18 protein-coding genes are annotated in these 20,776 nt (G+C 66.4%); all 18 read right to left on the bottom strand.

Going from position 1 to position 20,776, the window contains the following annotated elements; genetic code table 11:
• Window positions 1-6 precede the first annotated feature (6 nt).
• Entirely contained in the window at window positions 7-339 is a 333-nt protein-coding gene (cyoD, locus tag DIE17_RS05415) for a cytochrome o ubiquinol oxidase subunit IV (RefSeq protein WP_124521048.1), read from the bottom strand.
• Window positions 340-951, bottom strand: a complete 612-nt coding sequence (cyoC, locus tag DIE17_RS05410) for a cytochrome o ubiquinol oxidase subunit III (RefSeq protein WP_124521047.1) — start codon at window positions 949-951, stop codon at window positions 340-342.
• Entirely contained in the window at window positions 951-2,963 is a 2,013-nt protein-coding gene (gene cyoB, locus DIE17_RS05405; protein ID WP_124488610.1) for a cytochrome o ubiquinol oxidase subunit I, read from the bottom strand. The genes cyoC and cyoB overlap by 1 nt, the downstream gene beginning before the upstream one ends.
• Before the next feature lie 3 nt (window positions 2,964-2,966).
• The gene (gene cyoA, locus DIE17_RS05400) at window positions 2,967-3,857 is read right to left on the bottom strand and encodes a ubiquinol oxidase subunit II (RefSeq protein WP_044846826.1); all 891 of its coding nucleotides are present in this window, start codon (window positions 3,855-3,857) and stop codon (window positions 2,967-2,969) included.
• Between the two features lie 621 nt (window positions 3,858-4,478).
• Entirely contained in the window at window positions 4,479-5,246 is a 768-nt protein-coding gene (locus DIE17_RS05395; protein ID WP_044846827.1) for an enoyl-CoA hydratase, read from the bottom strand.
• 90 nt (window positions 5,247-5,336) lie between these two features.
• Window positions 5,337-6,536, bottom strand: coding sequence for an acetyl-CoA C-acyltransferase (locus DIE17_RS05390; RefSeq protein ID WP_044846828.1), 1,200 nt, complete (start codon window positions 6,534-6,536; stop codon window positions 5,337-5,339).
• A 25-nt stretch (window positions 6,537-6,561) separates the two neighbouring features.
• A complete protein-coding gene (locus DIE17_RS05385) occupies window positions 6,562-8,997 on the bottom strand; it encodes a 3-hydroxyacyl-CoA dehydrogenase/enoyl-CoA hydratase family protein (protein WP_124521044.1) in 2,436 nt (811 codons plus the stop codon).
• A 113-nt stretch (window positions 8,998-9,110) separates the two neighbouring features.
• The gene (locus DIE17_RS05380; protein ID WP_044846830.1) at window positions 9,111-10,898 is read right to left on the bottom strand and encodes an acyl-CoA dehydrogenase C-terminal domain-containing protein; all 1,788 of its coding nucleotides are present in this window, start codon (window positions 10,896-10,898) and stop codon (window positions 9,111-9,113) included.
• A 57-nt stretch (window positions 10,899-10,955) separates the two neighbouring features.
• Window positions 10,956-11,555 (bottom strand): TetR/AcrR family transcriptional regulator, encoded by a 600-nt coding sequence (locus DIE17_RS05375; RefSeq protein WP_006751498.1) that lies wholly within the window; start codon window positions 11,553-11,555, stop codon window positions 10,956-10,958.
• Window positions 11,556-11,755: 200 nt separating this feature from the next.
• Window positions 11,756-13,030, bottom strand: a complete 1,275-nt coding sequence (gene clsB / locus DIE17_RS05370) for a cardiolipin synthase ClsB (RefSeq protein ID WP_044846831.1) — start codon at window positions 13,028-13,030, stop codon at window positions 11,756-11,758.
• On the bottom strand, window positions 13,027-13,521 hold the full coding sequence (gene nudB, locus DIE17_RS05365) for a dihydroneopterin triphosphate diphosphatase (protein ID WP_044846843.1): 495 nt from the start codon (window positions 13,519-13,521) through the stop codon (window positions 13,027-13,029). The genes clsB and nudB overlap by 4 nt, the downstream gene beginning before the upstream one ends.
• Window positions 13,522-13,676: 155 nt before the next feature.
• Window positions 13,677-15,479 (bottom strand): aspartate--tRNA ligase, encoded by a 1,803-nt coding sequence (gene aspS / locus DIE17_RS05360; RefSeq protein WP_044846832.1) that lies wholly within the window; start codon window positions 15,477-15,479, stop codon window positions 13,677-13,679.
• Window positions 15,480-15,546: 67 nt separating this feature from the next.
• A complete protein-coding gene (locus DIE17_RS05355; RefSeq protein ID WP_027785397.1) occupies window positions 15,547-16,197 on the bottom strand; it encodes a DUF502 domain-containing protein in 651 nt (216 codons plus the stop codon).
• A 61-nt stretch (window positions 16,198-16,258) separates the two neighbouring features.
• Window positions 16,259-16,603, bottom strand: coding sequence for an FmdB family zinc ribbon protein (locus tag DIE17_RS05350; protein WP_124488605.1), 345 nt, complete (start codon window positions 16,601-16,603; stop codon window positions 16,259-16,261).
• Between the two features lie 95 nt (window positions 16,604-16,698).
• The gene (locus DIE17_RS05345) at window positions 16,699-17,325 is read right to left on the bottom strand and encodes an SAM-dependent methyltransferase (RefSeq protein WP_124521042.1); all 627 of its coding nucleotides are present in this window, start codon (window positions 17,323-17,325) and stop codon (window positions 16,699-16,701) included.
• Between the two features lie 17 nt (window positions 17,326-17,342).
• Window positions 17,343-18,920, bottom strand: a complete 1,578-nt coding sequence (gene ubiB, locus DIE17_RS05340; RefSeq protein WP_044846835.1) for a ubiquinone biosynthesis regulatory protein kinase UbiB — start codon at window positions 18,918-18,920, stop codon at window positions 17,343-17,345.
• 12 nt (window positions 18,921-18,932) lie between these two features.
• Window positions 18,933-19,559 carry an SCP2 domain-containing protein gene (locus tag DIE17_RS05335; protein WP_044846836.1) on the bottom strand — a complete coding sequence of 209 codons (627 nt, stop codon included), beginning with the start codon at window positions 19,557-19,559 and terminating at the stop codon, window positions 18,933-18,935.
• A 163-nt stretch (window positions 19,560-19,722) separates the two neighbouring features.
• The gene (locus DIE17_RS05330) at window positions 19,723-20,757 is read right to left on the bottom strand and encodes a Tim44 domain-containing protein (RefSeq protein WP_124521040.1); all 1,035 of its coding nucleotides are present in this window, start codon (window positions 20,755-20,757) and stop codon (window positions 19,723-19,725) included.
• Between the last annotated feature and the right edge of the window lie 19 nt (window positions 20,758-20,776).

The raw sequence follows: 20,776 nt of genomic DNA, 5'->3' as shown, positions 1-20,776 counted from the left end.
GGCCGGTTATCGCGACATCATGTTCATGCTGACGTTGTGCATCACCCACAGCGTCCCGACGATCAGGATCAGCGCGGTCAGCACCGTATAGCTGAACGCCATCACGTTCCAGCGCTGGCTGGACGACGCGTTCATGTGCAGGAAGCAGACGAGATGCACGACGATCTGCACGAATGCGAGCCCCGCGAGCGCGATGATCGCCGCCTTCGGCGCCAGCATGCCGCCCATCACGAGGCCGAACGACGCGGCCGTCAGCAGCATCGACAGCACGAAACCGACGAGGTAGCCGCCGGCCGTGCCGTGCGCGTCATCGTGGTGGATGAGTTCCGAATGGGCCATTTAGAGCACGCTCGCGAGATAGACGAAGGAGAACACGCAGATCCAGACGATGTCGAGGAAGTGCCAGAAGAGGCTCAGGCAGGTGAGGCGCCGGAAGTCGCGCTCCGTCATGCCGGGGCCGCGGGCGATCTGCACGACGAGCACGACCATCCACAACAGGCCGACCGCCACGTGCAGCCCGTGCGTGCCGACGAGCGCGAAGAACGCCGACAGGAATGCGCTGCGCTGCGGGCCCGCGCCCTGGGCGATCAGGTGCGAGAACTCGCGCAGTTCCATCGCGAGGAACGCGGCGCCCAGCACGAATGTCACCGCGAGCCACACGAACACCGCGCCGCGCCGGCGCCGCTGTGCGCCGAGCATCGCGAACCCGTACGTGATGCTCGACAGCAGCAGCGCCGCCGTCTCGAGCGCGACGCCCGGAATGTCGAACAGGTCCTTCGCGGTCGGACCGCCCGCGAACTGGTTGCCGAGTACCGCGAACGTCGCGAACAGCGACGCGAAGATCACGCAGTCGGTCATCAGGTACAGCCAGAAGCCGAACACCGAATGCGACGGCGGATGGTGGTGCGCGGCCGGATGACGGGCGGCGCCCGCGAGAGATTGATACGACATCAGTTCGTCTCCAGTTCGACTTCCGGCGCCGGCGTGCCGATCCGCACACCCGCGCGTTGTTCCTCGATCTTGCGGACGGTATCCGCCGGAATGTAATAGCCGTCGTTGTCCTGTGCGCTGTACAGCACCACCGTCGCGACGATGCCGACGAGCGCGGCGATCGCGAGCCACCAGATGTGCCAGACGAGCGCGAAGCCGAGCAGCAGGCTGAAGATGCCGACGAAGAAGCCCGCGCTCGTGTTCGACGGCATGTGGATGTCTTCGTACCTGACGTTCTTGCCGAGGCCGAGCCCGAGGCCCTTCGCCTTGCGATAAGCCAGTTCGTCGAGTTCGTGCACGTTCGGGAGCACCGCGAAGTTGTAGACGGCGGGCGGCGACGACGTCGCCCACTCGAGCGTGCGGCCGTTCCACGGGTCGCCCGTCGCGTCGCGATACTGCGGCTGGTTGCGATTGCGCCAGCCGACCCACACCGATGCGACCTGGCACAGTACGCCGATCGCGATCAGCGCGACGCCGAACGCGGCGGCGACCAGCCACGGATGCCAAGCCGGGTTGTCGTAGTGGTTCAGGCGGCGCGTCATGCCCATGAAGCCGAGCACGTACAGCGGCACGAACGACGCGTAGAAGCCGAGGAACCAGCACCAGAACGCGCGCTTGCCGAACTTCTCGTCGAGCCGGAAGCCGAACACCTTCGGGAACCAGTAGTGAACGCCCGCGAAGTAGCCGAACACGACGCCGCCGATGATCGCGTTGTGGAAGTGCGCGATCAGGAACAGGCTGTTGTGCAGCACGAAATCCGCGCCCGGAATCGCCATCATCACGCCGGTCATCCCGCCGAGCGTGAACGTGACCATGAAACCGATCGTCCACAGCACCGGCGCCGTGAATTCGATGCGGCCGCGATACATCGTGAACAGCCAGTTGAAGATCTTCACGCCGGTCGGGATCGCGATGACCATCGTCATGATCCCGAAAAACGCGTTGACGTCGGCCCCCGAGCCCATCGTGAAGAAGTGATGCAGCCACACGAGGAACGCGAGCACCATGATCACGCACGATGCATAGACCATCGTCCGGTAGCCGAACAGCGGCTTCTTCGCGAACGTCGCAATGACTTCCGAATAGATGCCGAACGCGGGCAGCACGAGGATGTATACCTCCGGATGCCCCCACGCCCAGATCAGGTTCAGGTACAGCATCGCGTTGCCGCCGGCTTCGTTGGTGAAGAAATGCATGTCGAGGTAGCGATCGAGGCCGAGCAGCGCGAGCGCGACGGTCAGGATCGGGAACGTCGCCATGATCAGCACGTTCGAGCAGAGCGCGGTCCACGTGAACACCGGCATCTTCATCAGCGTCATGCCCGGCGCGCGCATCTTGATGATCGTCACGAAGAAGTTGATCGACGTGATCAGCGTCCCGACGCCCGAGATCTGCAGCGCCCACAGGTAGTAGTCGACCCCGACGCCCGGGCTGAACTGCAGTTCCGACAGCGGCGGATACGCGAGCCAGCCCGTCTGCGCGAATTCGCCGATCACGAGCGAAACGTTCATCAGGATCGCGGCGACCGCCGTCATCCAGAAGGAGAGCGAGTTCAGGAACGGGAACGCGACGTCGCGCGCGCCGATCTGCAGCGGCACGATCAGGTTGAAGAACGCGACCAGCAGCGCCATCGCCATGAAGAAGATCATGATCACGCCGTGCGCGGTGAAGACCTGGTCATAGTGATGCGGCGGCAGGTAGCCGGGGCCGTTGTACGCGAGCGCGAGCTGCAGGCGCATCATCACGGCGTCCGCGAAGCCGCGCAGCAGCATCAGCACCGCGACGACCAGGTACATCACGCCGATCTTCTTGTGATCGACGGACGTCAGCCATTCGCTCCACAGCCATTTCCACCGGCCCGCGACCGTCAGCGCGGCGACGATGCCCAGCACGACGAGCCCCATGAAGGCGCTCGCCCCCATGATGATGGGCTGATCGAACGGGATCGCCGAAAGAGTCAGTTTTCCGAACATGCGTTACCCCTTCGTCGTGCAGGCGGCGTCCTTCGGGTCGAGGACGTGGCCGTTGTTGTATTTCGCGATGATGTTGTGGAACAGCTTCGGGTCGACCGACGAGAAATAGCGCACGGGCGCCTTCTCGCCCGGCTGCGCGACCGTGCCGTACGCGGTCATGTCGAGCCGGTCGGACGACGCCTTCACCTTCCGCACCCACGCATCGAACTGCTCGCGCGGCTCGGCGAGCGTGCGGAACTTCATGTCGGAGAAGCCGCGGCCGCTGTAGTTGGCGGACACGCCTGCGTAGTCGCCCGCCTCGTCGGCGATCAGGTGCAGGCGCGTCTGCATGCCGGCCATCGCATAGACCTGGCTGCCAAGCTGCGGGATGAAGAACGAGTTCATCACCGAGTCGGACGTGATGCGGAAATTCACCGGCGTGCCGACCGGAATCGCGAGCTGGTTCACCGACGCGATGCCGAGTTCCGGATAGATGAACAGCCACTTCCAGTCGAGCGCGACGACCTCGACATTGATCGGCTTGACCGACGATTCGATCGGCTTGTACGGGTCGAGCTCGTGCGTCGTCCGCCACGTGAGCACGCCGAGGAACAGGATGATCAGCGTCGGCACCGTCCAGATCACGACCTCGATCGCGGTCGAATGCGACCAGTTCGGCGCGTAGGCGGCGTTGCGGTTCGATGCGCGGTAGCGCCATGCGAACCACAGCGTGAGCAGGATCACCGGAATGACGACGATCAGCATCGCCCACGTCGCTGTCGCGATCAGCGATTTTTCCGCGACGCCCACCGCGCCCTTCGGATCGAGCACGTGAAGGTCGCTGCATCCGGCGAGTCCAGCCAGCAGCCCGATGACGGGTGCCGCACGCGCCCCGCCGGTGATTCGTCCGATCATTGTTCGTTCGCCTGATTGTCGTTGAGAAGAACCGCTGGCCGCACGCCGCCATCGCGCGACGCATCCGGCCGCGGCGACCTGTGCGCGAACTGTACGGAAAATTGCCGCAGTGCAACTTGACGGGGGACAAGGTTTGCCGAGGTGAGTCGGAACTGCCCGGAGGGGTGGGCGCTGGGGCTAGGCTAGGCTAGGCTAGGCTAGGCTAGGCTAGGCTGGGCTGGGCTGGGCTGGGCTGGGCTGAGGCTGAGGCTGAGGCTGAGGCTGAGGCTGGGGCTGAGGGCTGGCGATGGCCTGCGGCAAAACGGTCACCGGACCTTCCCTCAAGCGTCGCGGATAGCAGGCACTAACGGGACGGAAAGCATGACGGCGCTGCGCCGCAACATGAGGGGCGCCGGCGCGAATTGCGAGGCTGTCTCGGCGGCGGAACTGCAGCGGATGCGGGGAACGAGGAACACCACGCGAATGCATGGCGATTCAGAATCGAGCCGACCCGCCGATTGATGCGTCGGCCACGAGGACCAAACGCACGCCACGCGACGAGCGACGAGCGGCGCACAGACGCAAGCGTTGTCGCGCCAGACGGCCAAGGCGTCCGGCGCAGCGAAGCGTCTGCGCCCCGTATCAGTCGAACTGACGGAAATCCGGCTTGCGCTTCTCGAAGAACGCCGTCATCGCCTCGCGCGCTTCCGGCGCACGCAGCATCGCGGAGAAATGGCCGGCTTCCTCGCTCATCCGCGCGGCCACGGCCACCCCGCCCGTCTCCTTCAGCAGCGCCTTCGTCACGCGCAGCGACGACGCCGGCAGTGCCGCGAGCTTCGCGGCCTGCTTCGCCGCGAATGCGTCGAGTTCGGCGGCCGGCAGCACGCGATTGACGATGCCGATGCGATGCGCTTCCAGCGCGTCGAACGCTTCTCCGAGCAGCAGCTTTTCAGCGGCGACCTGATGGCCGGCCAGCCGCGGCAGCAGCACGCTCGATGCGGCTTCCGGGCACAGCCCGAGCTGCGCGAACGGCAGCGAGAACGTCGCGGTGTCGGCCGCGTAGACGAGATCGCAGTGCAGCAGCATCGTCACGCCGACGCCGACCGCGACGCCCGGCACCGCGGCCACGATCGGCTTGGTCGCGCCGCTGATCCGCGCGAGGAACTGGAATACCGAAGCGTTTTCGTCCTTCGGCGGCGTCTTCAGGAAATCCTCGAGATCGTTCCCCGCGCTGAAGTTGCCGTCGCTGCCGCGCAGCAGGATCACGCGGATCGCCTTGTCTTCCTGCGCGTCGGCGAGCGCATCGGCCATCGTCTGGTACATCGCCGCCGTCAGCGCGTTCTTCTTCGCCGGGCGCGCGATCGTGATCGTCAGCACGCCGTCGGCGCGTTCCACTTGAATTTCGGCCACAACCGTCTCCTTTGACTTTCCTCTTCCGGAATGAAAAACGGTGCGCAAGCTCGTGGCTCGCGCACCGTGATCGCTACTGTCCCGCTCCGCTTACAGGCGTTCGATGATGCCCGCCGCACCCATGCCGGTGCCGACGCACATCGTGACCATCCCGTACTTCAGGTTGCGGCGGCGCAGGCCGTGCACGACGGTCGCCGCGCGGATCGCGCCGGTCGCGCCGAGCGGATGGCCGAGCGCGATCGCGCCGCCGACCGGGTTGACCTTCGACGGGTCGAGGCCGAGATCGCGGATCACCGCCAGCGACTGCGCGGCGAATGCCTCATTCAGCTCGATCCAGTCGAGATCGTCCTGCTTCAGGCCGGCGGCCTTCAGCGCGGCCGGAATCGCTTCCTTCGGCCCGATGCCCATGATTTCCGGCGGCACGCCGCGCACCGCGAAGCTCACGAAGCGCGCGAGCGGCGTCAGGTTGAATTCCTTCAGCACCTTCTCCGACACGACGAGCAGCGCGCCCGCGCCGTCCGACGTCTGCGAGCTGTTGCCGGCCGTGACCGAGCCCTTGTTCGCGAACACCGTGCGCAGCTTCGCGAGGCCTTCGAGCGTCGTATCCGCGCGCGGACCTTCGTCCAGCTTGATCTCGCGCGTCTTCACGTCGATTTCACCGGTCGCGAGGTTCGGGAAACGCTCGGTGATCGTGTACGCGGCGATTTCGTCGCCGAACTCGCCGGCCTGCTGCGCGGCGAGCGCCTTGCGGTGCGATTCGACCGAGAACGCGTCCTGGTCTTCGCGGCTCACCTTCCACTGCTCGGCGACGCGCTCGGCGGTCAGGCCCATCCCGTACGCAATGCCGAAATCCTCGCTGCGATCGAAGATATGCGGCGACATCGACGGCTTGTTGCCCATCATCGGCACCATGCTCATCGATTCGCAGCCGCCCGCGAAGATCGCGTCCGATTCGCCGACGCGGATGCGGTCCGCCGCCATCGCAAGCGCCGTGATGCCCGACGCGCAGAAGCGGTTGACCGTCACGCCGCCGACCGTCTGCGGCAGGCCGGCGAGCAGCGCGCCCATGCGGGCGACGTTCAGGCCCTGCTCGGCTTCCGGGATCGCGCAGCCGATGATCGCGTCCTCGATCACTTTCGTGTCGAGGCCGGGCACCTGCGCGACTGCCGACTTGATCGCGTGAACCAGCAGCTCGTCGGGGCGCGTGTTCTTGAAGACACCGCGCGGGGCCTTGCCGATCGGGGTGCGGCTGGCGGCGACGATGTATGCGTCTTGCAGTTGTTTGCTCATTTCAGACTCCTTGTCGTCTGCTCGCTCAGTTACGCACCGGCTTGCCGGTCTGCAACATGCCCATGATCCGTTCCTGCGTCTTCTGCGTGCCGAGCAGCTCGACGAACGCGCGGCGCTCGAGCGCGAGCAGCCACTCTTCGTCGACGAGGCTGCCGGCTTCGACGTCGCCGCCACACACGGCTTCGGCGATGCGGCTCGCGATCAGGTAGTCGTGGTCGCTGATGAAGCGGCCGTCACGCATGTTGACGAGCGATGCCTTGATCGTCGCGATCGCCGAGCGGCCTGCGACCGGCACCTCCTTCGCGCGCAGCGGCGCGCGGTAGCCGACGGCGGCCAGCGCACGCGCTTCCTTCTTCGCGGTGTCGAGCAGTTCGAACACGTTGAAGACGATCGTGTCGGACGGCTTCAGGTAGCCCATCGCACGCGCATCGTGCGCCGACGACGACACCTTCGCCATCGCCGCGTTCTCGAACGACTTCGTGACGAACTTCAGGATGTCGGTGGTCGCGTTCGCGGCCGTGGCCGCCTCCGCCGCGCGCAGCGCCGCTTCCTTCAAGCCGCCGCCCGCCGGCACGAGGCCGACGCCCACTTCGACGAGACCGATGTAGCTCTCGACGTGCACGACGCGCTTCGCGCTGTGCAGCATCAGCTCGCAGCCGCCGCCGAGCGCGATGCCCGATACGGCCGCGACGACCGGCACGTTCGCGTACTTCACGCGCAGCATGCCTTCCTGGAACTTCTTCACGAACGGCTCGATACCCTTCGCGCCGCCCATCATGAACGCGGGCATCGCCTCTTCGAGGTTCGCGCCGGCCGAGAACGGGCCGCCCGGCGTGCCGAGCTTCAGCGACGTCGGCTGCCAGATCACCACGCCCTTGTAATCCTTCTCCGCGAGTTCGATCGCCTGCACGAGGCCGTCGATCACGCTCGGTCCGATCGTGTTCATCTTCGACTTGAACGACACGATCACGACGTCGTCCTCGCCTGCGCGATCATCGACCCACGCGCGCACCGCGTCGGTTTCGAACAGCGTCTTGCCGTACGTCTTCGGATCTGCGCCGGCTTCGCCGACGAGCGGCGCGCGGAACACCTGCTTGCCGTAGACGGCCAGGTCCGAGCGCGGCACGAAGCGCTTCGACGCCGGTGCCCACGAGCCTTCGGCCGTGTGCACACCGCCCTGCTCGGCGACCGGGCCTTCGAGCACCCACGACGGCAGCGGCACGTTCGCGAGCGCCTTGCCGGCCGCGATGTCTTCCTGCACCCACTCGGCGACCTGCTTCCAGCCGGCGGCCTGCCAGCCTTCGAACGGGCCTTCGTTCCAGCCGAAGCCCCAGCGGATCGCGAGGTCGACGTCGCGCGCGTTGTCGGCGATCGACTCGAGATGCACGCCGATGTAGTGGAACACGTCGCGGAAGATCGACCACAGGAACTGCGCATGCGGATGGTCCGTCTCGCGCAGCAGCTTCAGGCGTTCCGCCGGCGGGCGCTTCAGGATGCGGCCGACGGTTTCGTCCGCCTTCGCGCCCGAATCCACGTAGGTGCCCGTCTTCGCGTCGAGCACCTTGATCGCCTTGCCTTCCTTCTTGTAGAAACCGCCGCCCGTCTTCTGGCCGAGCGCGCCCTGCTTCACCAGTTCGGCGAGCACGGCAGGGGTCTGGTAGACCGGGAAGAACGGATCGTCGGCGAGGTTGTCCTGCATCGTCTTGATCACGTGCGCCATCGTGTCGAGGCCGACCACGTCCGCGGTGCGGAACGTCGCCGACTTCGCGCGGCCGAGCCGGCTGCCCGTCAGGTCGTCGACCTCGTCGAAACGCAGGCCGAACTTCGCGGCCTCGGTGATCACCGCGAGGATCGAGAAGATGCCGACGCGGTTCGCGATGAAGTTCGGCGTGTCCTTCGCGCGCACGACGCCCTTGCCGACGACGCTCGTCAGGAAGGTTTCGAGCTGGTCGAGGATCTCCGGGCGCGTGTGCGCGGTCGGGATCAGCTCGACGAGGTGCATGTAGCGCGGCGGGTTGAAGAAGTGCACGCCGCAGAAGCGCGACTTCAGCTCGTCCGAGAATCCTTCGGACAGCTTGGTGATCGACAGGCCCGACGTGTTGGTCGCGAAGATCGCGTTCGGTGCGATGTGCGGCGCGACCTTCTTGTACAGGTCGTGCTTCCAGTCCATCCGCTCGGCGATCGCTTCGATCACGACGTCGCACTCGGCGAGTTTCGCGATGTCGTCCTCGTAGTTCGCGGCTTCGAGGTATTTCGCGTCGTCCTTCACGCCGAACGGCGCGGGTGACAGCTTCTTCAGGTTCTCGATCGCCTTCAGCGCGATCGCGTTTTTCGGGCCTTCCTTGGCCGGCAGGTCGAACAGCAGCACCGGCACGCGCGCGTTGACGAGGTGCGCGGCGATCTGCGCGCCCATCACGCCGGCGCCCAGCACGGCGACCTTGCGAATCAGGAAATTGCTCACGGGATGTCTCCGGATAGTGTCGTGCAGCGGGGGTTGTGAGGGCTGCACGGCGAAGTGAGTACCAGGAACCGTTGCGTTCGGGCGGTGCGCGGCGCGCACCGCCCGGACTCGCGTCAGAACAGCGATTCGTCGACTTCCATCAGCGTCTTCGAACCGGCGCGCGCGGCGCGGATCGTCGCGGCCGTTTCGGGCAGCAGACGCGCGAAATAGAAGCGGGCCGTCGCGAGCTTCGACTTGTAGAACGGGTCGCCCGACGCTTCCTTGTCGAGCGCGAGACGCGCCATGCGCGCCCAGAAGTACGAGAACACCAGGTGGCCGACGGTGCGCAGGTACGGCACGGCGGCGGCGCCGACTTCGTCCGGGTTCTGCATCGCCTTCATGCCGATTTCCATCGTCAGCTTCTGCACCTTGTCGCCGATGTCGGCGAGCGGGTTGATGAACTCGGCCATCTCCGGCTTCACGCCTTCGGCTTCCGCGAATTCGGTGACGAGCTTGCCGAACTTCTTCAGCTTCGCGCCCATGTCGCCGAGCACCTTGCGGCCCAGCAGGTCGAGCGACTGGATCGAGTTCGTGCCTTCGTAGATCATGTTGATCCGCGCGTCGCGCACGTACTGCTCCATGCCCCACTCGGAGATGAAGCCGTGGCCGCCGTAGATCTGCATCGCGTGGTTGGTCGACTCGAACGCGTTGTCGGTCAGGAACGCCTTGATGATCGGCGTGAGCAGCGCGACGAGGTCGGCCGCTTCCTTGCGCACCGCTTCGTCACCGTGCGACAGCTCCTTGTCGATCTGCAGCGCGGACCAGTACGTGAACGCGCGCGCGCCTTCCGCGTAGGCCTTCTGCGTGAGCAGCATGCGGCGCACGTCCGGGTGCACGATGATCGGATCGGCCGGCTTGTCCGGTGCCTTCGGGCCCGTCAGCGAGCGCATCTGCAGGCGTTCCTTCGCGTACGTCAGCGAGTTCTGGTACGCGACTTCCGTGAGGCCCAGGCCCTGCATGCCCACGCCCAGACGCGCGGCGTTCATCATCACGAACATCGCGTTCAAGCCCTTGTTCGGCTCGCCGACCATCCAGCCCTTCGCGTTGTCGAGGTTCATCACGCACGTCGAGTTGCCGTGGATGCCCATCTTGTGTTCGATCGAGCCGCACTTGATGCCGTTGCGCTCGCCCGGCTCGCCCGCGGCGTCCGGAATGAACTTCGGCACGATGAACAGCGAGATCCCCTTCGTGCCTTGCGGCGCGTCCGGCAGGCGCGCGAGCACGAGGTGGACGATGTTCTTCGACATGTCGTGCTCGCCGCTCGAGATGAAGATCTTCGTGCCGCTGATCGAGTACGAGCCGTCGCCGTTCGGTTCGGCCTTGGTGCGCAGGATGCCGAGGTCGGTGCCGCAGTGCGGCTCGGTCAGGCACATCGTGCCCGTCCATTCGCCCGACACGAGCTTCGGCAGATACTGTTTCTGGAGTTCCGGCGCGCCGTGCGCGTGCAGGCATTCGTACGCGCCGTGCGACAGGCCCGGATACATCGTCCATGCCTGGTTCGCCGAGTTCAGCATTTCGTAGAGCGCGTTGTTCACGAACGCGGGCAGGCCCTGGCCGCCGTAGTCCGGATCGCAGCCGAGCGCCGGCCAGCCGGCCTCGACGTACTGCCGATACGCTTCCTTGAAGCCGGTCGGGGTCTTCACGACGCCGTCGCCTTCATACGTGCAGCCTTCGCGGTCGCCGACCTGGTTCAGCGGGAACAGTACCTCGGAGCAGAACTTGCCCGCCTCCTCGAGGACCTGGTTGATCGTGTCGGCGTCGAGGTCCGCATGCCGCGGCATTTGCTTGACCTCGGCCTCGACATTCAGAAGCTCGTGCAACACGAATTGCATGTCGCGCAGCGGCGCGGCGTACTGTCCCATGACTCTCTCCAAAGGTGGGCAAACGGCTCGAGCTCCTGGCGGGCGGATCACGCGCCGCTAACGGCTCTCGCTCTGATACGAAACGATCGTCTTTTCCAGCGCGGCCCACGTGAGGCGCACGGCATCCGGCGAATGCAGGAACCGTGCGTCGTGATGCAGGCCGAGCGTGAAGCTGTACAGCTCGAAGAGCATCAGGTCCGGATCGGTATCCGCACGCAGATGGCCTTCTTCCTTCGCCTGCGAAATGGCACGCAGCATCGCGGCACGCCAGGCCGTCACGCTCGCGATCAACTGCTCGCGTACCGGGCTGTCAGGCCGGTCGTCGTACTCGACCGCACCGCTGATGTAGATGCATCCGGTCGTCACCTCCTGGATGCGCTTCTCCGTCCAGCGGGCCAGCATCGCCCGAAGGCGCGGCAAGCCTCGCGGCTCGCGCAGGCTCGGAAAGAACACCTCGTTCTCGAAACGATGGTGATACTCGCGGACGACCTCGACCTGCAGGTCCTCGCGCGATCCGAAGTGCGCGAACACACCGCTCTTGCTCATCTGCATGCGCTCGGCCAGCAGGCCGATCGTCAGCCCCTCCAGCCCGTCACGGCTGGCGAGGTCCAAAGCAGCTTCGAGTATCGCGGCACGCGTCTGTTCGCCTTTTCGCATAGCTATTTCTGTAACCGTTCGGGGGTTCGAATAAAATCGAACGGCCGTACTATTATTGAGTGCGGCCGCTCGCGAAAACAAGGAAATTATTAGAAACCGGTGTCTAACCGAGCCGCTATTTTGCGCGATTCCGGCGGGACCGGAGCGGCTTTTCCGCACGAACGTGCGGACAGATTTATGGGGCGGATGCTGAATCCGTGTCAGTCGTAACCGCCGACCGTCAGCGCCTTCATCACGAGGCGGTACGTGTTGTATGCGAGCCAGTTCAGCATACGCTCGATGCGCGGCCGTGCGGCGTACCGGGCGGCATCGATTTCGCGGCCTTCGGAGAAGGCGGCCGCGATCGCGTCGCGCAGCTGGTTCGTGACCGCATCGTAGCGCACCAGCACGACGTTCGCCTCATTGTTCAGCATCAGGCTCAGCGCGTCCAGGTTCGACGAGCCGACGGTCGCCCAGTTGTCGTCGATCACGGCCACCTTGCCGTGCAGCATCGTCTTGTCGTATTCCGCCACGCGCACGCCCGCGCGCAGCAGCGCGTGATACAGGAACGGCACGGCCGTATCGAGCGCCGCGAATTCCTTGCGGCCGATCAGGATCCGCACGTCGACGCCGCGACGTGCCGCGCCGGTCAGCGCGCGGCGCAGCTTGCGGCCCGGCATGAAGTACGGATTCGCGAGCAGGATCCGCTGGCGCGCCTGGCCAATCGCGGCGAGATACGCCTTCTCGATCGCGCGGCGGTTCACGACGTTGTCGCGCGCGACGAACGCGACGCTCGGCTCGGTCACGACCCGCAGCGCACCGGCCTTGATCCAGCGGTGGCTGCGCATCCAGCGCCGGAACATGTCCGGAAACGCCTCGCCGCCGTGCAGCCCCGCCGCGTACTGCGCGTACGGCTTGTGGCCGAACTGGATCCGGTGCCACTGCAGCTCGAACGCGGCGCGCACGTCCGACACCGCCGGCCCCGCCATCTCGACCGCGAAATCCCAGCGCGGAAACGGCAGCGTTGCGCTGCCCTGCGTGAAGTCGTCGACGATGTTGATGCCGCCGCAGAACGCGACCGCATGATCGATCACCGCGAGCTTGCGGTGCGTGCGCGAGAAGCCGAAGCGGCCGAACAGGTAGCGGTTGTAGATGCAATGCTCGACGCCGGCCTCGGCCCACGTGTCGAACAGCGGCAGGCGCGCGGTGCCGATGCCGTCGGTGATCACGCGCACGCGCACGCCGCGCTGCGCCGCGCGGATCAGCGCATCCGACACCGGCCGGCCGGCCGCATCGTCGCAGAAGATGTAGGTTTCGAGCATCACCTGCTCGCGCGCCGCATCGATCCGTTCGATCAGCGCGAGGAAGAATTCGTTGCCGGTCTCGCAGAGCCGTACCGTGTTGCCGGCCGTGAACGCGAGCCGCGACGCGGAGCCGCGCTCCTGCAGGAACATCTGCCGCAATTGCGCGAAGCGCTTGCGGGTTTCCGCATTCATGCGGACGAGCCGTGCGGTGCCCGCGCGAGCGACACGCGCACGGGCAATTGCAGGATCGCCTCGGCATTCGACGGCGAGAAGCAGCGCGCGGCCGCTTCGCGGAACGGCAGCCACGCGTAGTCGACGTGCTCGCGCGGCGACAGCGTCACGTCGACGCGATGCGGCACGCACAGGCCGAACCAGTGCTCGACGTTGCGCGTGACGCCCGGAGCATAGCGATGCAGGTATTGCGGATAGATCGCGTATTCGATCCGGTGGTGCCAGTCGACCAGCGCGGTGGCCGGCACGTCGTGCGACCCGACCGCGATGCCGGTTTCCTCGGCGACTTCGCGTGCGGCCGTGAGCGCGAGCGGCTCGTCGGGCGCGTCCTTCGACCCGGTCACCGATTGCCAGAAATCGGGCTGGTCGGCACGCTTGATCACCAGCACGTCGAGTTCGGGCGTGTAGATCACGACGAGAACGGATTCGGGGATTTTCGGCGGCTTCGTCATCTTGGTTTCATGCGGCACAGGGCCGTGCGTCCGGCCTGTGCCCGAACGTGCGGCAAGTGCTGCGACTGTACCGCAAAAAGCGAAAAAGGCGCACCAGGCGCCTTCTTCGTTGGGCGTCGTGCGCGCGTCGCCGCGCACACGATCGTTGACAAGCGTTACGCCTTCGGCTGTTCCGGCTGACGCAGACGGATGTGCAGTTCGCGCAGCTGACGCTCGTCGACCGGGCTCGGCGCCTGCGTGAGCAGATCCTGCGCACGCTGCGTCTTCGGGAACGCGATCACGTCGCGGATCGAGTCGGCACCGGCCATCATCGTGACGATGCGGTCGAGACCGAACGCGATACCGCCGTGCGGCGGCGCGCCGTACTGCAGCGCGTCGAGCAGGAAGCCGAACTTCAGTTGCGCTTCTTCCGCGCCGATCTTCAGCGCGCGAAACACCTTGCTCTGCACTTCCTCGCGGTGGATACGCACCGAGCCGCCGCCGATTTCCCAGCCGTTCAGCACCATGTCGTAGGCCTTCGCGAGGCAACGGCCCGGGTCGGTCTCGAGGTACTCGAGGTGTTCGTCCTTCGGGCTGGTGAACGGGTGGTGTGCCGCGACGTAGCGCGCGTCTTCGTCGTCGTATTCGAACATCGGGAAGTCGACGACCCACAGCGGCTTCCAGCCGGCCTGGACGAGGCCGTTCGCCTTGCCGAATTCCGAGTGGCCGATCTTCAGGCGCAGCGCGCCGAGGCTGTCGTTGACGACCTTCGCGCGGTCGGCCGCGAAGAAGATGATGTCGCCGTCTTCAGCGCCGGTGCGCTCGAGGATCGCCGCGATCGAGGCGTCGTGCAGGTTCTTGACGATCGGGCTTTGCAGGCCGTCGCGGCCCTTCGCCTTTTCGTTGACCTTGATCCACGCGAGGCCCTTCGCGCCGTAGATGCGCACGAATTCCGTGTAGCCGTCGATGTCGCCGCGCGACAGCTCGCCGCCCTTCGGCACGCGCAGCGCCGCGACACGGCCGTCCTTCGCGTTGGCCGGCGTGCTGAACACCTTGAAGTCGACGTCCTTCATCGCGTCGGTCAGCTCGGTGAATTCGAGCTGCACGCGCAGGTCCGGCTTGTCCGAACCGAAGCGCGCCATCGCTTCCGAGTACGGCATCACCGGGAATTTCGCGTCGAGTTCGACGTCGATCGTCGTCTTGAAGATGTGACGGATCATGTCTTCGAACAGGTCACGGATTTCCTGCTCGCCGAGGAACGACGTTTCGCAGTCGATCTGCGTGAATTCCGGCTGACGATCGGCGCGGAGGTCTTCGTCGCGGAAGCACTTGGTGATCTGGTAGTAACGGTCGAAGTTCGCGACCATCAGCAGCTGCTTGAACAGCTGCGGCGACTGCGGCAGCGCGAAGAACTGGCCCGCGTTCACGCGCGACGGCACGAGGTAGTCGCGCGCGCCTTCCGGCGTGCTCTTCGTCAGCATCGGCGTTTCGATGTCGATGAAGCCCTGCTCGTCGAGGTACTTGCGCGCTTCGATCGCGACACGGTAGCGCAGGCGCAGGTTGTGCTGCATCTGCGGACGGCGCAGGTCGAGCACGCGGTGCGTGAGGCGCGTCGTTTCCGACAGGTTGTCGTCGTCGAGCTGGAACGGCGGCGTGACCGACGCGTTCAGCACGATCAGCTCGTGGCACAGCACTTCGATCTTGCCGCTCTTCAGGCCGGCGTTGACCGTGCCTTCCGGACGGTTGCGCACGAGACCCTTGATCTGCACGCAGAACTCGTTGCGCACGCCTTCGGCGGTCGCGAACATTTCCGCGCGATCGGGGTCGCACACCACCTGCACGAGGCCTTCACGATCGCGCAGGTCGATGAAGATCACACCGCCGTGATCGCGGCGGCGCTGCACCCAGCCGCACAGCGACACGGTTTGGCCCAGCAGGTGTTCGGTCACGAGACCGCAGTATTCAGTACGCATCGACATGATGTTTGCTTTCGTTCGGTTTGATCAACGGGCGCCGCAACGCGCGGCCCGGGCGATGATTCTTTACTTACAGCGGCGGCTCGACGGGACGGCGGGCGGGCGCCGGAGCCGGCGCCGAAGGCGCCACGACGCCCATCGAGACGATGTACTTGAGCGCGGCATCGACCGACATGTCGAGTTCGATGACTTCGCTCTTCGGCAGCATCAGGAAGAAGCCCGACGTCGGGTTCGGCGTCGTGGGCACGTACACGCTCACGTACTCTTCCGTCAGATGGTTGACCACGTCGCCGCCGGGCGCGCCGGTCAGAAACGCGATCGTATACGAGCCGCGGCGCGGGTATTCGATCAGGAGCGCCTTGCGGAACGCATTGCCGCTGCTCGACAGCAGCGTGTCCGACACCTGCTTGACGCTCGTGTAGATCGGCCCGACGACCGGGATGTGACGCACGACCGCGTTCCACCACGTGACGAGCTTCTGGCCGATGAAGTTCTGCGTCGCCAGCCCGACGACGAAGATGAACGCGAGCGTCAGCACCGCGCCGATCCCCGGCAGATGGAAGCCGAGCATCCGCTCCGGCTGCCACGATTCGGGCAGGAGCAGCAGCGTCTGATCCATCGTACCGATGATGAGGCCGAGCACCCACAGCGTGATCGCGAGCGGGACGAGAACCAGCAGGCCGGTCAGAAACACCGTTTTCAGGGTCGTCTTTTTCATCATCTGCCGTCAATGAACCGCGCCGGAAGCGCGGGTTGGTCGCGACCCGGCCGGGCCGCGACGGTCAACTGCCGGCGGCGGGCGCTGCGGCCGGGGCCGGCGCGGCGCTCGTCGTCGTACTTTCGGAACCCGACGCAGCGGGCGCGGCTGCCGCCGCCGCCGCGGCGGCCGGCGCTGCCGTGCCCGTGTCGCCGGACGCCGTCGCCGGCGCGCTGGTGCCGCCCGAGCCACCGCGGAAATCGGTGACATACCAGCCGGAGCCCTTCAGCTGGAAGCCGGCGGCGGTAACCTGCTTGCGAAAAGCATCCTTCCCGCATTCGGGGCACTGCGACAGCGGCGCGTCGCTCATCTTCTGGAGCACGTCCTTCGCGAAACCGCACGCTTCGCATCGATAGGCGTAGATCGGCATGATATTTTTCCCGCAGAAACTGGAAACGGCTTGCAAAACCTTGAATTATATCCGAAACCCCGGCGCACTCCGGCAACGGCCGCGACGCGCGGGCTTCAGCGACGGCGCCATGTGAGCCAGCGCTCGTTTCCGTCGAACACGGCCAGCGAATCGGTCACCGGCAGATCATCGATCAGCTCGAAGTGCGGCGCGAGCAGCGCATCGAGTTCGGCCCGCTCGATGCCGAACGGCGGCCCCTTCGGTTTCTTCGTCACGAAGAAATACCCGGCCAGCAGCGCACCGGCGGGCAGCAGTTCGGCCATCCGCGTCGCGTAACGGGCGCGCAGGCTCGGCGGCAGCGCGCACAGGAACGCGCGCTCGTACACCCACTGCACGTCGAACGGCGGCCGGTACGTGAAGAAATCGGCCTGCTCGACGACGTCCGCGTGCGCGCCGAGCTGCGCCTTCGCGGCCGCCACCGCCTGCGCGGCGAAATCGATCGCGCGCACGGGCCAACCGGCCTGCGCGAGCCAGCCGGCCTCCTGCGCACTGCCGCAGCCGGGGATCAGCACCGCGCACGGCGCGCGCCGCTGCGCAAACGCGCGAAACCCGTCCGGCACGCCGCCGAATTCCCACGGTGTCACGCCGCGTGCGAAACGCTCGTCCCAGAACGCGGCATTGCCGGGGTCGCGCGTCGCGAAATCGGCGGCGCTCGGCGCGGACGGTTGTTTCGGTTCGGACATCGCTCCGTCCCCTGCGGTCACGCGCCGTACGCGAGCGCGAGCAGCACGCGCGCGACGAGCGCCCCGACGCCGACGGCAAGACCGAAGATCAGCAATGCCTGCATCAGCCGGTTGGTCCGTTTCTGCTCGATGAGGATCTGGCGCATCAGGTCCTCGCTCGCCGCGCGCGGCGCATCGTGGCGCGCCGCCATCGCGTGGTGGATCAGCCGCGGCAGTTGCGGCAGCGTCTTGCTCCACTGGGGCGCCTCGACCTTGAAGCGCTCGTACCAGCCGCGCAGGCCGATCTGCTCGGTCATCCAGCGCTCGAGATACGGCTTCGCGGTCTTCCACAGGTCGAGTTCGGGATCGAGCGAACGGCCGAGCCCTTCGACGTTCAGCATCGTCTTCTGCAGCAGCACGAGCTGCGGCTGGATCTCGACGTTGAAGCGGCGCGACGTCGAGAACAGGCGCATCAGCACCTGGCCGAGCGAGATGTCCTTCAGCGCGCGGTCGAAATACGGCTCGCACACCGCGCGGATCGCGCTCTCGAGTTCCTCGACGCGCGTCTCGGGCGGCACCCAGCCCGATTCGAGGTGCAGCGTCGCGACGCGGTGGTAATCGCGCTTGAAGAACGCGAGGAAGTTCTGCGCGAGGTAGTTCTTGTCGAAATCCGACAACGCGCCGACGATCCCGAAATCGAGCGCGATATAGCGGCCGAACGTGTTCGGATCGAGGCTCACCTGGATGTTGCCCGGGTGCATGTCCGCGTGAAAGAAACCGTCGCGGAACACCTGCGTGAAGAAGATCTCGACGCCTTCGCGCGCGAGCTTCTTGATGTCGACGCCGGCCGCGCGCAGCGTCTCGACCTGGCTGATCGGCACGCCGGTCATGCGCTCCATCACGAGCACCTGCGACGTCGAGAAATCCCAGAACATCTCGGGCACGAGCAGCAAGTCGAGGCCCGCGAAGTTGCGGCGCAGCTGGCTGCCGTTCGCGGCCTCGCGCATCAGGTCGAGCTCGTCGTGCAGGTACTTGTCGAATTCGGCGACGACTTCGCGCGGCTTCAGGCGCCGGCCATCGGCCCACATGCGCTCCGTCCACGTCGCGATGTCGCGCATCAGCGCGAGGTCGGAATCGATCACCGGCAGCATGTTCGGGCGCAGCACCTTGACCGCGACGGCCTTGCCCGCGTGCACGCCCTGCTTCAGCTTCGCGAAATGCACCTGCGCGATCGACGCGCTCGCGACCGGCTCGCGCTCGAATTCGTCGAACAGCTCGTCGACCGGCGCGCCGAGCGACTTCTCGATGATCGCGATCGCCACCGCGGAATCGAACGGCGGCACCTGGTCCTGCAGCTTCGCGAGTTCGTTCGCGAAATCGACCGACAGCAGGTCGCGGCGCGTCGACAGCACCTGGCCGAACTTCACGAAGATCGGGCCGAGGCTTTCGAGCGCGTGACGCAGCCGTACGGCGGGCGGATCGGAAAAGCGGCGGCCGATCGTCGTGATCCGCAGCAGCAGCTTCACGCGCCGGTCGTCGATCCGGGACAGCATCACTTCGTCGAGGCCAAAGCGGATGACGGTGTAGACAATCTTGATGAAACGGAAAATGCGCATGCCCTGCGGCCCTCAGTGCGCGCCGCGCGGGCCGGAGCCCGTGCGCGCGCCGATTTTTTGTTCGAGTCGCTCGACCCGCTTTTCGACCCGCGCGAGCGCATCGCGCGCCCGCGCCAGTTCGGCGTCGAAGCCGCCGAGCACCGTGCGTCGGACGACTTGCGGGTTCTCGTCGAGCAAGTACTCGGCGACGGAATCGAGCACGTTGCGGCCGGTGCGGCGCGCGCGCGCGCCGGCGTCGCGCACGACCGTCGCGATCCGGTACGCCGCCGCGTCGCCGACCAGCTTCGCGAGATCTTCCTCAGGTTCCCAGCGCAGGTGCTCGGCCAGCTTCGCGATCTGGGTCGCGAACTCGGCGTCGCCCTCGATCTTCACGTGCTTCATCACGGCCGCCTGGCCGCCCTGCAGGAATGCGGCGACCGTGTCGCCCGCGAGCGCGATCGACACGTCGACGTGTTGCGCATCATGCGCTTCCACCGCGGACAGGTAGCCGTCGGGCTGCACGAGCAGCGTGAGCGTGACGGGCGGCACGTCGAGCCGGGCGGTCTTGCCCGCGTAGGGGATCAGGCGATCGCGCGCCCACGATTCGCGCGCGAGCAGGTGATTGACAGCAGCAGCAAAAGGCTTGGCGGCAAAGGTCATCGGGCTGGGAAAGAAAAAACCCGCGCAGGCCGGGCGCCCACGCGGGTTTCTATTGTAACGTCGGATCGTCGGCAGCCCGCGGCCAACCGCACACCCGGGCGGCAAGCGGTCGCAGTGCGGCGGCCGTCGCCCGGGCAGCCGGCAAGCCGGCCGCCGGTCACGCTCAGTGCGCGTTGATCTGCTGGATACCCGCGAGCAGCCAGCCCTGGCCGCCCGACTTCGACAGGTTCCACACCTCGTCGAACGGCGCCGCCGACGCATTCGCCGATTCGCGGATCAGCCCGTGGAAGCGCACGCTCGCCGACTGCTCGATGCCGCGATCCTCGATCGCGACCAGTTCCGCGTCGAGCTGCACGACATCGGTCTGGTTCGCCTCGTTGCCGCGCGAATCGAGGTCGATCTTGATCTCGGCGAACATTTCCGGCGTCGTGAACTCGCGGATGTCGGCCAGGTTGCCCTGGTCCCACGCCGCCTGCAGGCGCACGAAGTAGACCTTCGCGCTGCGCAGGAACGCTTCGGTGTCGAAGCCGGCCGGCACCTGCAGCGGTGCGGCCGCCATCGCGCCCGCCGCGCCCGCGGCCGCTGCGCCGCCGCCGAACACGCCCTGCGCTTCGTTCGCATAGCTGCTGCCGCTGCCGGCATAGTTGCTGCCGGTGCTGCCTTGCTGGAACGACGGGCTCTGCGAGTAGCCGCCCGACGACGAGGCCGAGCCGCCCACCGAGTACGCCGGTTCCTGCGGGCGGCGACGGTTCATGAACTTGCGGATCAGCCAGATGCCGACCATCGCCAGCAGCGCGATCACGATGACGTTCGCCATCATGCTCGCGAACGCGCCGCCGAGGCCGAAGTGCGACAGCAGTGCCGCGATGCCGAGGCCGGCCGCGAGACCTGCGATCGGCCCGAGCCAGCGCGAGCGGTTCGGCTGCGCGGCCGGTGCCGGTGCGGCCGGGTTCGCGCGCTGCGCCTGCGCCGGCGCGGCCTGCTGCATCGGCTGCTGCGCGGGCGGCGTGGCCTGGCGCTGCGTGACGGTGGAACTCTGGCGGCCGATGCTGCGCCCGCCGCCCATACGTCTGGCTTCGGCGTCGAGCGATGCGAACGTGCCGGCCGTGAGCAGGCCGACCATCAGCAGCGTGCCGACCCGTCGAGCCCACGGCTTCGACGGCTTGCTACGGTTGAACAACGAACGCGATTCGGACATCAGCTTCTCCAGATGTAAG

Origin of the sequence: Burkholderia sp. Bp9099 (assembly GCF_003857805.1) — a bacterium.
In the GTDB taxonomy this organism is placed as follows: Bacteria; Pseudomonadota; Gammaproteobacteria; order Burkholderiales; family Burkholderiaceae; genus Burkholderia.
The sequence above is the reverse complement of the archived record's forward strand: the minus strand, read 5'-3'. Positions and strand labels throughout refer to the sequence as shown.